At 65.0% G+C, this 12,308-nt stretch carries 14 protein-coding genes and 1 pseudogene; all 15 read right to left on the bottom strand.

Features of this window, described 5'->3' with window-relative positions:
- Positions 1-458, bottom strand: a pseudogene (locus EN745_RS18000) (hypothetical protein); the annotation flags it as partial.
- A complete protein-coding gene (gene nusB, locus EN745_RS17995) occupies positions 455-955 on the bottom strand; it encodes a transcription antitermination factor NusB (protein WP_127421898.1) in 501 nt (166 codons plus the stop codon). The gene nusB and the pseudogene EN745_RS18000, both read right to left, overlap by 4 nt.
- Positions 952-1,446 (bottom strand): 6,7-dimethyl-8-ribityllumazine synthase, encoded by a 495-nt coding sequence (gene ribH, locus EN745_RS17990; protein ID WP_126054942.1) that lies wholly within the window; start codon positions 1,444-1,446, stop codon positions 952-954. Before ribH ends, nusB begins: the two co-directional genes overlap by 4 nt.
- A 95-nt stretch (positions 1,447-1,541) precedes the next feature.
- Positions 1,542-2,159: a riboflavin synthase gene (locus EN745_RS17985; RefSeq protein WP_127421897.1), complete on the bottom strand. Its 618-nt coding sequence runs from the start codon at positions 2,157-2,159 to the stop codon at positions 1,542-1,544.
- 63 nt (positions 2,160-2,222) lie between these two features.
- Complete coding sequence (gene ribD, locus EN745_RS17980) at positions 2,223-3,350, bottom strand: bifunctional diaminohydroxyphosphoribosylaminopyrimidine deaminase/5-amino-6-(5-phosphoribosylamino)uracil reductase RibD (RefSeq protein ID WP_189363077.1); 1,128 nt, start codon at positions 3,348-3,350, stop codon at positions 2,223-2,225.
- A 2-nt stretch (positions 3,351-3,352) separates the two neighbouring features.
- A complete protein-coding gene (nrdR, locus tag EN745_RS17975) occupies positions 3,353-3,832 on the bottom strand; it encodes a transcriptional regulator NrdR (protein WP_126054944.1) in 480 nt (159 codons plus the stop codon).
- 85 nt (positions 3,833-3,917) lie between these two features.
- Positions 3,918-4,247: a GlpM family protein gene (locus tag EN745_RS17970; RefSeq protein ID WP_126054945.1), complete on the bottom strand. Its 330-nt coding sequence runs from the start codon at positions 4,245-4,247 to the stop codon at positions 3,918-3,920.
- A gap of 21 nt (positions 4,248-4,268) precedes the next feature.
- Entirely contained in the window at positions 4,269-4,880 is a 612-nt protein-coding gene (locus EN745_RS17965) for a hypothetical protein (RefSeq protein ID WP_127421896.1), read from the bottom strand.
- Positions 4,881-4,962: 82 nt separating this feature from the next.
- Positions 4,963-6,276, bottom strand: a complete 1,314-nt coding sequence (gene glyA, locus EN745_RS17960; RefSeq protein WP_127421895.1) for a serine hydroxymethyltransferase — start codon at positions 6,274-6,276, stop codon at positions 4,963-4,965.
- Between the two features lie 174 nt (positions 6,277-6,450).
- Positions 6,451-8,091, bottom strand: coding sequence for a Na+/H+ antiporter (locus EN745_RS17955; protein WP_127421894.1), 1,641 nt, complete (start codon positions 8,089-8,091; stop codon positions 6,451-6,453).
- A gap of 135 nt (positions 8,092-8,226) precedes the next feature.
- The gene (locus EN745_RS17950; protein WP_126054948.1) at positions 8,227-9,480 is read right to left on the bottom strand and encodes a murein L,D-transpeptidase; all 1,254 of its coding nucleotides are present in this window, start codon (positions 9,478-9,480) and stop codon (positions 8,227-8,229) included.
- Positions 9,481-9,866: 386 nt separating this feature from the next.
- On the bottom strand, positions 9,867-10,265 hold the full coding sequence (locus EN745_RS17945; protein ID WP_245455476.1) for a hypothetical protein: 399 nt from the start codon (positions 10,263-10,265) through the stop codon (positions 9,867-9,869).
- 209 nt (positions 10,266-10,474) lie between these two features.
- Positions 10,475-10,990, bottom strand: a complete 516-nt coding sequence (locus tag EN745_RS17940) for a winged helix DNA-binding protein (protein WP_126054949.1) — start codon at positions 10,988-10,990, stop codon at positions 10,475-10,477.
- Positions 10,991-11,227: 237 nt separating this feature from the next.
- The gene (locus tag EN745_RS17935) at positions 11,228-11,650 is read right to left on the bottom strand and encodes a DUF6163 family protein (protein ID WP_126054950.1); all 423 of its coding nucleotides are present in this window, start codon (positions 11,648-11,650) and stop codon (positions 11,228-11,230) included.
- Positions 11,647-12,308 (bottom strand): enoyl-CoA hydratase/isomerase family protein (locus EN745_RS17930; protein WP_145992061.1); only part of this gene is annotated, 662 nt, incomplete at its 5' end. The genes EN745_RS17930 and EN745_RS17935, both read right to left, overlap by 4 nt.

Raw genomic sequence — 12,308 nt, 5'->3', positions numbered from 1 at the left:
GTCATCCTATCGTTTCTGCGCATCGCGCCTAAGGTGGTCGGCGGCGCGTTGTCTGCTGCGGCAAAACGGAACTGTTGTACGAAAGCGCCACCGACACCGATCACCAACAGGCCGAAGGCGAACAGCCAGAAATTCGGGTGGAACAGCGCCAGCGTCGCGACGACCCCACCGAGCGCGGTGATGACGGTGCCGGTCATGAACCCGCCGCGCTGGCCGAGCTGGCGGATAATGGCCGCCGCCGGCAGTGCGCCCAGAGCCACACCGATGTTGAAACCGGTGACTGGCGCCGTCGCCAGCGACTTGTCGAGGCCAAGCAGGTACTGCCCGGCAAGCGCGCCAAGCGAAATGGCTATGGGGGCGGCCGAACCGATGATCGCCTGGGCAGCTGCCAGCAGCAGCGCCGTGCGGCGCGCCTCCCTTCCGGCTCCGGCGGCCAAGGCCGCAGCGGCGGCGGTCATGAAGCATCCTTGCCGCGCCCCTCGCCGCGCACCCGGCGCGACACGCGATCAAGCACGGCATTGGTGAGCTTGGGTTCGTCTTCCTCGTAGAAGGCCTTGGCGATGTCGACATATTCCGAGACGATCACCGCCACCGGCACGTCGTCGCGCTTCATCAATTCATAGACGCCGGCGCGCAGGATGGCGCGCAGTGTCGAATCCAGCCGTGACAACGGCCAGTCGTCGGTTAGCGCCTGGCGGATGACCGGATCGATGGTCCTCTGGTTCTCGACAACACCGGTGAGGATGGCGCGGAACCATTGCGCATCGGCCTCGCGATAGAGCGCGCCGTCTACTTCCTTGCCGAGCCGGAACGCTTCGTACTCGGCCGTGATCTCGATAACGCCACTGCCGGCAACGTCCATCTGGTAGAGCGCCTGCACGGCGGCGAGCCGGGCGGCGCCGCGCTTGTTGGCGTGGCGGACCGTGGGCTGGCCGGGCGACGCGGGCTCGCTCACGATCGGGCTCCCAGCTGCTGTTTGAGGGCGATCATGGTCAGCGCCGCGCGCGCGGCAAAGCCGCCCTTGTCGCCTTCCGAGCGTCTGGCGCGCGTCCAGGCCTGGGCGTCATTCTCGGTGGTCAGGATGCCGTTGCCGATACAGATCGCTTCCTGCACGGAGAGGTCCATCAGCGCGCGGCTCGATTCATTGGCGACAATATCGAAATGGTAGGTGTCGCCGCGGACGATGGTGCCAAGCGCGACGAAACCGTCATAGGTGGTGCCGCCTTCGGCGGCGCCGTCGAGCGCGAAGGTGATCACTGCTGGGATTTCCAGCGAGCCCGGAACGGTGACCACGTCATAGGTCGCGCCTGCCTCGTCCAGTGCACTCGTTGCGCCTTCGAGCAGCGCGTCGGCAAGGTCGTCATGGAAGCGCGCCTCGATGATGAGAAGGTGCGCCTTGTCCTTCGGACGGATGAACGCTTTGCCGTGTTGGGATATGCCAGCCATAGATGTCTCCGGGGATCGCCGGTGACTTAGGCCGAAGCGGCAGCATTCGCAAGCTTTGTCCGATGCTCAGGCCCGGTCTAATTTGCGGGGGTGGCTCAAAGCCCCTCTTTCGCGGCCTCCGCCAGGCGCGCCGCGTAGCGGGCCATGGTGTCGATCTCGAGGTTCACGCGGTCGCCGACCTGGCGTTCGCCCCAGGTGGTGACGGTCAGCGAATGGTGGATGAGCAGCACGTCGAAGCGCGTGCCCTCGACCTTGTTGACGGTGAGCGAGGTGCCGTCGAGCGCGACCGAACCCTTCGGCGCGATGAATTTCGTGAGCTCGCGCGGCGCTTCGAGCGTGAAGCGCACGGCGTCGCCCTCGTCCTTGCGCTCGATAATCTCGGCCGTGCCGTCGACATGGCCGGAGACGATGTGGCCACCGAGCTCGTCGCCGATCCTCAGCGCCCGTTCCAGATTGATCCTGGTGCCGGATTTCCAGCCCATCGCGGTCGTCAACCTGAGCGCTTCCTCCCAGGCCTCGACCTCGAACCAGCGCGCGTTGGAGCCGCCTTCCGGCAGCGCCGTCACCGTCAGGCAGACGCCGGCGCAAGAGATCGAGGCGCCGATGGCGATGCCTTCCGGGTCATAGGCGGTGTCGATGCGCAGTCCGACCCCTTCCCTGAGCGGCTTCACGGCAGCGACGGTGCCGACATCGGTAACAATTCCGGTAAACATCAAATATCTCTGTCCTTCAGGTTGACCATGATCTGGTCCAAAAACCGGTCCCACTTTTTGGGATCATGGTCTTACCCACTCGGCGTAGCTGTCCTCGCCGAAGCGCATCTCGCGCAACTTGCGAAACCCTGCCGGGATATGGTCGGCGTCGATGGGCGATGCAATGCCCTCTTCGCCGATCGCGTCCGGCCCGCCGAACAGCACGATGCGGTCGACCAGCCCTTCGTCGAGGAAAGCCTTGGCCACCTTCGCGCCGCCTTCGACCAGCACGCTCGCCATGCCGAGCGCGGCCAGATCCTCTAACAATTCGGGCAAGGCCACCTCACCGCCATAGGTTTCCGTGCCGATGAAGTGAACGCCTGCGCGTTCGAGCGTGGCGCGCCGCTGCGGATCGGCCTCGAGGCAAGCGGCGATGTAAAGCGGCACGCGGTCGACGCCGGAGACCAGCTTCGAGGCCTCAGGCAGCCTGATCTGGCGATCGAGGATGATGCGCGCCGGCGAGCGGTTCTCCAGCCCAGGCAGCCGCACGGTCAGCGCCGGGTCGTCCTCCAGCGCGGTGCCGATGCCGATCAGGATGGCGTCGGCTTCGGCGCGCATCAGATAGACTTCGCGACGCGCGATATCGCCGGTGATCGCGACCTGTCCCTCGCCTTCGATGCCGATCTTGCCGTCGCTGGAAAGCGCAAGCTTCAGGATCACTTCCGGGCGTTTCTTGAGAGATCGAATCAGGTAACCGGCCATCTGCTCCGAGGCCTCGGCTGCCAGCACCTTCTCCACCACCTCGATGCCGGCGGCGCGCAGGATGGCATAACCCTGGCCGGAAACACGCGGATCGGGATCGCTCGCCGCACCGACGACGCGGGCTATGCCGGCATTGACCAGCGCGTTGGCGCAAGGCGGCGTGCGGCCGTGATGGGCGCAGGGCTCCAATGTAACGTAAGCCGTAGCACCACGCGCGAGCTCGCCGGCCTCGGCCAGCGCCTCGGTCTCGGCATGCGGCCTGCCGCCGACCGCGGTGACGCCGGTGCCGACGATCATCGGCCCGGCGCCATCGTCGCGCACGATGATCGTGCCGACGGATGGGTTGGTCGAGGTGCGGCCGGCGTTCTTCCGCGACAATCTCAGCGCCGCCGCCATGAAGCGCCTATCGAGAGCCTCCTGCTCGGCTCGACTCACCTGTGGCCCTGCCATGCTCAGCCGGCGTCCTCTTCGCCCTTGTCCTCGTCGCCCTTCAGCTCGCCGAGCAGCTCGTGGAAATCCTTGGCCTCGCGGAAATTGCGATAGACCGAGGCGAAGCGGACATAGGCGACGTCGTCGAGCGACTTCAGCGCCTCCATGACCAGCCGGCCGACCTCGCCCGAGGCGACTTCCGTCTCGCCGGAGCTTTCGAGCTGGCGCACGATGCCGGTCACCGCGCGGTCGATGCGCTCGGGATCGACATTGCGCTTGCGCACCGCGATCTCGACCGAACGCAGGAGCTTGTCGCGGTCGAACGGTACCTTGCGGCCGGATTTCTTGACCACGACGAGGTCGCGGAGCTGAACGCGCTCGAAGGTGGTGAAACGGCCGCCGCAATCGGGGCAGACGCGCCGCCGGCGGATCGCCGCGCCATCCTCGGCGGGACGCGAATCCTTCACCTGCGTATCTTCGGACTGGCAGTAGGGACAGCGCATGGAGAGCCTTCGGTTGGCGATTCTTGGTGAGCGGAAGGCTTAGAGCTTTTTGCCGGAATGGCAAATGACGGCCGGCCTTCGTGCCTCAGAGATAGCGAGGCGCGAGGAAGATTGCCAGCGCCGCCGCCAGCCAGACCGCGATGCCGCCGAGAACGGCCAGCCGATAGTCGACCCGTTCGATGAACAGCCAGCAGGCGCCAAGGAAGGCGAGATAGGCCGGGATCGTCCTGAAACCGGCAAGGCAGGCCTCGCGAAAGCCTGTCGAGTTGCCCTTGGCGCCGACGGCGAGCAGCGCGATGACGGCGAAGGTCGGCGCCAGCGGCAGGATGCCGGGCAGAACGTTGCCGCGCTTCGAGGCCCAGACGATCAGCGCCGTGACGAGGCCGCCGACGACGCCTTTCCAGAGAATGTCCATGGCGCGGCTCCTTGCTGCCTGTCAGGGCGCGACGTCGTTGGTCGCGAAGCCGCAGGATGCGCCAAGGCTGCGGTAGGCCTTGGTGAAACCGTCCATCGATATGCTGGCAACCGGCTTGTTGGCGAAGACGACATCGATCGCGGCCGCGCGCCGCATGGCGCGCAACAGGGCAAGCGCGACCTCCTTCTTGTTGTCCAGCATCCACTGGTCGCCGATATCGGCACTGACAGTCGCCTTGACCTTGCCCTTGTCGTCACCGAACACGGCGGGAATGTTCTCGCCGGCCGGCAGGTCCTTGTTCCGCAGCGCGATGACCAGGCTCGGATAGCCGTCGGGCGGCAGGGCGTCGCCGTTCGAGATGGCGAGCGTCAGCGTGCCGCCGGTGCCGTTCTGGTCGAGGAACGCCGTCGAGGCGGCGCAGGTCCTGCGCACGTCCTCACCGGTGTTGACTTCATCGATGATGGTGGACCACCTGCCGAAGGTTTCGGTCTTGGGAGATGCAGGCGCAGGCGATGCGGCCGGAGCCGTCTCGGCCTTCGGCGCCGTCGTCGTGGTCTGCGCCTGGGCGGCGCCGGTCAACGGCGAGGCCGCCAGAAGCGCCGCAAGAGCGCCGAGACAAAGAATTCGCGTCATCAATAAGGCTCCTGTCCGGACGCCGCCCCAGCCGGAGCGGCGCTTCTCGTCGTGGCCAATAAGAATGACGCGAGGCTTCAGGTCAACCGAGATAGGGATAGAGAGGGAAGCGATCGGTGAGCGCCACGACCTTGGCCTTCACCGCCGCCTCGACGGCCGCGTTGCCCTCGTCGGAATTCGCCACCTTCAGCCCGTCCAGCACCTCGGCGATCAGCTTGCCGATCTCGCGGAACTCGGCTTGGCCGAAGCCGCGCGTCGTGCCGGCAGGCGTGCCCAGACGTACGCCGGAGGTGACGAAGGGCTTCTCCGGATCGAACGGGATGCCGTTCTTGTTGCAGGTGATGTTGGCGCGGCCGAGTGCCGCCTCGGCGCGCTTGCCGGTGGCATTCTTGGGGCGCAGATCGACGAGCATCAAATGGTTGTCGGTGCCGCCGGAGACGATGTCGAGACCGGTTTCCTTGAGGCTCGAGGCCAGCGCCTTGGCGTTGGCGGCGACGCTTTCGGCGTAGTGCTTGAAGCTCGGCTTCAGCGCCTCGCCCAGCGCGACTGCCTTGGCGGCGATGACATGCATCAGCGGGCCGCCCTGCAGACCTGGAAAGACCGCCGAATTCATCTTCTTGGCGATCTCCTCGTCGTTGCACAGGATCATGCCGCCGCGCGGACCGCGCAGCGACTTGTGGGTGGTCGTCGTCACGACATGGGCGTAGGGCAGCGGCGACGGGTGCACGCCGCCGGCGACCAGGCCGGCGATGTGGGCCATGTCGACCATCAGATAGGCGCCGATCGAATCGGCGATCTCGCGGAAGCGCTTCCAGTCCCAGATACGCGAATAGGCGGTGCCGCCGGCCAGGATCAGCTTGGGCTTGGTCTCATGCGCGGTCTTCTCGATCTGATCCATATCGAGCAGGTGGTCGTCCTTGCGCACGCCGTAGGATACGACCTTGAACCACTTGCCGCTCATGTTGACCGGAGAACCATGGGTCAGGTGGCCGCCGGAATTGAGGTCGAGGCCCATGAAGGTGTCGCCAGGCTGCAGCAGCGCCAGGAACACCGCCTGGTTCATCTGGCTGCCGGAATTCGGCTGGACGTTGGCGAAGTTGCAGCCGAACAGCTTTTTCGCGCGCTCGATCGCCAGCTCCTCGGCGACGTCGACGAACTGGCAGCCGCCATAATAGCGCTTGCCCGGATAGCCCTCGGCATATTTGTTGGTCATGATCGAGCCCTGCGCCTCGAGGACGGCGCGCGAGACGATGTTTTCGGAAGCGATCAGCTCGATCTCATGGCGCTGGCGGCCGAGCTCGTTGCGGATGGCGCCGAAAATCTCCGGATCGGCTTCGGCCAGCGTGGTCTCGAAGAAGGATTCGAATTTGTTCGACGCTGCCGCTGCTGTTGCCATGGCCTGAAATCCTCCGGTTCGGGGCAATTTGTTCATGCATATCGTTGCCCCAAAACCGCTGCGCACTTCTGGGCGACATGCATTGCCGCGCCATTAACACAGTTGTTTTCGCCTCGCCACGTTTGCGCCGCGAAATTTGCTGGCCGGATTGCGCCAAGGACGACAGCGTGAGCGCTATTTCCGCTCCCGCCGGCTTTTCAGCAAGGCTTCGGTGAGCGTGATCTCGGCAAGCAGCGCCCGCATCGTATGGTCGTTGATCTCCCGGCTGCGGAACATGGCACGGACGGCGCCTCGCTCGGCCTCGATGCCGGCGTGCCTGAGCTCCAGCTCCAGACGCCCGGCCTCGCGGGCTTCGGCGCGCGCCTCTTCGGCCTCATCGGAGGCGGCGATGCGGCGGCGGTAGCCGGCGACGATGCTGTCGGCGACCGCGAGCCTGGCCTCGGCGGCCTCGCCCTCGCCTCCCTCGTTGGCGATGCCCTCGATCCTGGCGATTGCCGCGTTGGCGGCGCCGACGCGCGCCCGGCGTTCCTCGGCGGCGCCAGGATCCTCGCCCGGCTCGACCAGCCCACGCGCGATCTTCGGCAAGGCGAGGCTGGCGATCGTGAGCGAACAGATGATGACGCCGGCGGCGAGGAAGATGACGACGTCGCGCGCAGGAAAGGGCGAACCGTCGGCCATGGCGAGCGGCAGCGACAGGATGCCGGCCAGCGTGATGGCGCCGCGCACGCCGGCGACGGAACCGGCGAGCCGCACGCGCAGCCCGAACGGCTCGGCCCTATGCTTGCCGAAGCGCGCCGCGACGCGCTGCGCGATGTCGCCGACCCAGATCCACAGGAACCGCAGGCCGATCAGGCAAAGCGTCAGGATCAGCACCGTGGCCACGGGCTCGATCAGCCAATGCCTGCTGGAAAGCTCCGGCGGCACGTTGCGGACGATGTCCGGAAGCTGCAGGCCAAGCAGGATGAAGAGCGCGCCGTTGAAGATGAAGGACAGCGTCGTCCACAGCGACATGGCCTGCATGCGCGCCGAGACGCCGAGGTAGCGGAAAAGCCCGGAGCCGCCGGTGAGCAGGCCGGCGGTGACCGCCGCCAGGATGCCGGAGGCCTCGGCGTGCTCAGCGATGAGATAGGCGATGAAGGGCATCAGGATCATCACTAGCACCTGCGCCTCGGAGGGCACGCCGCCGATGCGGTTGAGCAACTGCAGCGTCTTGGCGGCGACGATCAGCGCCGCCACGCCGGCCAGGATGCCGGCGGCGACCGCATAGAGGAAAGTCAGGGATGCGGCGGCCAGCGAGAAGCTGCCGGTCAGCGCCGCTGCCACGGCGAAGCGGAACATGACCAGGCCGGACGCGTCGTTGAGCAGCGACTCGCCCTCCAGAATGTGCATCAGCCGCGCCGGAACCACGTTCCTGTCGACGATGGAGGACACGGCGACCGCATCGGTCGGCGACAGAACGGCGGCGAGCGCGAAGGCAACAACCAGCGGGATGCTCGGCACCAGCCAGTGCAAGGCATAGCCGAAGCCGACGATGGTGAAGAAGACCAGCCCGACGGCAAGGTCGAGGATCGGCCCGCGCAGCGCCAGAAGCTCGCGCTTGGGCGCGGCCACGGCATCGCCGAACAGGAGCGGCGGGATGAACACCAGGAGGAACAGCTCCGGGTCGATCTCGACATGCAGGCCGCGCGCCGGCCAGGCAAGGGCCGCACCGATGGCGATCTGCAGCACCGGCAGCGGCAGGCGCACCAGCCGAACCAACGCGCCGGAAAGCGCGACGAACACGAGCACGACCAGGATGAAGACGGCGACATGCATGGCGGCGATTCCGAATATGCCCGACCATGCGCAAAGCAGGCCGTGCCGTCCAGTCGCGACGAAAACTAGCTGACGGAACGTGGAAAGCAAAAAGGCCGCCCTAGAGGCGGCCTTTTCTGGAAATATATCAATTGCTTATAGCGAAGACGTGATCTGCAGCGCGTCGTTGCCGTCGAGACCGTAAATGTCGTCGCGGAACTGCACGACGCCTGGTCCCGTCGACCAGGCCGACAGGTAGAGGAAGTGTACCGGCACCGGATTGGTCACCTGAACCGGGGTGTTCTCGCCGGTCTTGATCGTCGCCTCGAAATGCTGGCGGTCCCAGCCGGGCGTGTCGCGCAGAATCCAGGTGACGAGGTCGCGCACGTTCTGGACGCGCACGCAGCCCGAGGAATCGAAGCGCATCAGCTTGCCGAACAGGCTCTGCTGCGGCGTGTCGTGCATATAGACGCCATCCGGGCTGGGGAAATTGATCTTGACCGAGGCCATGGCGTTGCCGGCGCCCGGATCCTGGCGGAAGCGGTACTTCTCGGCGTCGTCCGTCGACCAGTCGACCGTCATTGGATCGACCTCGCTGCCATCCGGCGCGAACAGGCGGATGTGGCTGTCCTTGAGGTAGTTGGGATCCTTGCGCATCAGCGGAATGATATCCTTGCGCACGATCGAAACCGGGGCATTCCAGTAGGGATTGACGATGATCTCGTTGATCTTGGAATTCACGATCGGCGTCTGGCGGTCGATCTTGCCGACGATCGCGGTGTGGCGCAGCACGACGCGGTCGTTCTCGACTGCCTCGATCTGGGCCGCCGGAATGTCGACCAGCACGTAACGGTTGCCCAGCGTGCCTGCCTTTTCGCGCAGACGCTGCAGGTTGGTCTGCAGCTGGCCAAGCCGGATCTGCGCCGAAACATTCATCGCGGTGTAGGTGTATTTGCCCATGGCGCCGTCGGCCGGCAGGCCGTGGCGAAGCTGGAAGCGCTTGACGGCGGCGTCGACGTAGGAATCGAACGAGGTCGAGATGCCGGCGCTCTGCGACAGATCGCCCGAGATCATCAGCCGCTTGCGCAGCGGCACCACATCTGGATCCTCGACGCCGAGCTGCAGCTTCTTGGTCGCGGGCACCTGCTCCCAGCCACCCTGGCCGGCGATGGTCTGGTACTGCGCCACGGCCTGCTCGGTGAAGGCGACGGTCTGCAGGCTGAAGATCGGCAGCGTCGAGGCCACCTTGCCGCCCTCGCTGGCGCGGGCGTCGAACTGGTCGTCCCAATTGCCGCGGGCCGAAGATTTCAGGATGTCCCCGATCACGTCCTGCGCGCTGGCGCTGTTGGCAACCATGGCCGCGGCAAGCGCGGAGGCTCCGGAAAGGAAGAAACGGCGGCTGGTTCTCATGGACGTTCTCTAAGTAATCTGGTCACTGCTGCGTTGATCGTTGGGCGATCCCGCCCGCACTTTATGGTTGGCAATCTTAACAATTAGCCAACCATAGCCGGTGTCACTTCAGCGTGAAACACGCGGCGTGACGCAACTTCCGGATGAAGGCAAGCCTGCGGCCGCAGCATCATCCGCATTCTCGCTTTCACCGCGATTATGGCGGCAACGTGGCCTTGGCCCGCGATTTGCTTCCGGCGAGGCGATGAAAGCAAGGGACCGGTGCTTTTTTGGCACCCATGGGACAATCCAAGCATCTGACCTGAAGCGGCCCTCGTCCCAATCTCAACAGCAGCGCGCCCGACTACGCCCTGCGTACCGATGGGCGTTGCAGGGAGCGTTGCCCCTCAGGGCGAAGTATCGACCTTCGGAGCCTGAGCTGGCCGCGCCTTCAATTCCGAACATCGCTGCAACACCTCTTGTCGAGGATAACGCATGACCTTGTTGTCGTGCAGCTTGAGCAGCAGCTCGCGTCTCGTTTCCGTGGTTTCACCGTCCGAACAGGTCATGTCCAGAACGATCGCATCGAGGCCCTTGATCTTCTGAACCCTCTCCAGCGAGCAGCCGACTTCCCACATCTCCACCGCCTTGTCGGTGAATGTCACGATCGTATCGTTGTTGTCGCATGGGGCGCTGCCTTCGGCGGCGAAAGAATCCTTCCACCACTCCTCGGCGGAAGCCGCGGTCGAAATCAACAGAAGCACCGCGGCAACCCAGCAGATCTTTGAACGGTTTTTCAGGTCCATGTTCGCTCCCTCGCCAGGAAGCGACATTAGGCAGTGCTGCAGCGAAAGCAAACAGGGCAGACGCCCTGCCGATGGGCGCGGCGCATCCGGAAGGTCCCTTTGCATCGCGAAAAGGAAAAGGAACCGGCGCCTTTCGACACCGGTCCCCGACTGTATCCCCTGCCCGCGCTTCTGCGGCGCGGCTTCTATCCCTCGGCGTGGATGCGCACTTACATCCGGTAGGCGATCGTGTCGTTCCAGAAGCGGTCCAGCCGCTGCAGCGCGCGGTTCATCTGCTTGAACTCGTCGGTGTTGATGCCGCCGACCTGCTCGATCGAGCCGACATGGCGCTCGTAGAGGCCGGCGACCACCTCAGCCACCTCGTTGCCCTTCGGAGTCAACGAGACGCGGACCGAACGACGGTCGATGCGCGAGCGCTGGTGGTTGATGAAGCCGAGGTCGACCAGCTTCTTCAGGTTGTAGGAGACATTCGAGCCGAGATAGTAGCCACGCGAGCGCAGTTCGCCGGCGGTCAGCTCCGAATTGCCGATGTTGAAGAGCAGCAGCGCCTGGATGGCGTTGATGTCGGAACGGCCGTTGCGGTCGAACTCATCCTTGATTACGTCAAGCAGGCGGCGGTGCAGGCGCTCCACCAGCTGCAGCGATTCCATGTAAAGCGAACGGATCGCCTCGCGGCGGTCGTCGGATACGGTGGCGGTCTTCGCCGCCGGACGCGAATTGATCATTGTCTTTGCCTCTCGTTTGTCGCCCGGTGATTTTTTTGTTTTTCACCTTGATCGCGACACTATCGAATACTCATAAAATTCGACTTAAACGCCAAGGCTAACAAGAGCTTACCGGTAAGAGGTTTCGAAAGAGGCTTAACGAACGGTCACCCCAGCAAGGATAATTAACCTAAAGATTTAGCCACCGGTTTCGGACGGGAATCGGCATGCCGGGATCGGGCCGCGGCGACGGGCGATCTACCGCCGGGCCCGCAGCTTCTGCAGCCAGATCGCAACCCGGAAGATAATGTAGAGCACCGCCACCGTGGCGTGCGAGGCGATGATCAGCGGCCGATGGCCGAACAGATCGGGAAAGCCGGCATACATGACGATCTCGGTCGCCGCGCAGATGAACCAGATCACCGGCCCCCAGGAGGCCAGCATCCACAGGCCCGCGGCGGCGAAGGGAAAGAACACGGCGAGCATCACCGCCGCTACCTGCCAATGCACCGGCATCAGGTCGAAGCGCCAGAGCGCGCCCGGGTAGAAGCCGATCAGCCGGATCCAGTAGAGGATGCCAAACAGCAGGCAGTAGCCGGCGATGACGCGCTGGAACCAGGCGAAAATGATCTCGGTTGTCGAGGGCTGCAGCACGACGCGCCTGGAGGTGACTTCGCTCACAGGTCGAGCTCCCGCTCGCCGAGGGGCGCGAAATAGGCATCGACATCGGCGAAGCTCACCGCGTCGAGACTGGCCGGGCGCCAGCGCGGAGTCGAGCCCTTGTCGATGATGGCGGCGCGGATGCCTTCGTAGAAGTCGTGACCGGCCAGCATGCGGTTGAGGATGCGGAACTCCATCTTCATGCACGCGTCCATCGACATGGTCAGCCCGGCGCTGATCTGGCGCCAGGCCACGTGCAGGCTGGTCGGCGAGCGCGTCCTGATCGTCGCGAGCGTCGTTGCGGCAAACTCGTCGGAGGTTGCGGCCCGATCGAGGCTGGCGATGATATCGGACAAAGACGGTTGCGCGAAATGGCGGGCGATCGCTTCCAGCACCAACCGGTCCGTCTCACGCCTTGCCGGGACGAAAAAGCTGCGCAGCACCGATTCCGGGTCGCCGGTGGCGCAGAGCCGGTCGAGGAAGCCGGCCTGGTCCTCGGCCTTGATGGTGTGGGTGGCAAGCCCCGACCACAGCGCGTCGCCGTGGCGAATCCGGGTTCCGGTCAGCGCCAGATACATGCCGAAACTGCCGCCGAGGTCCGGCAGTAGGTGGCTCGCACCGACATCGGGGAAGAAGCCGATGCCGACCTCCGGCATGGCGAACTGGGCGTTCTCGGTCA

This window comes from Mesorhizobium sp. M4A.F.Ca.ET.022.05.2.1 (assembly GCF_003998845.1).
Taxonomy (GTDB): domain Bacteria; phylum Pseudomonadota; class Alphaproteobacteria; order Rhizobiales; family Rhizobiaceae; genus Mesorhizobium.
Note: the sequence above shows the minus strand (reverse complement) of the source record. Positions and strands in the feature narration are given on the sequence as shown.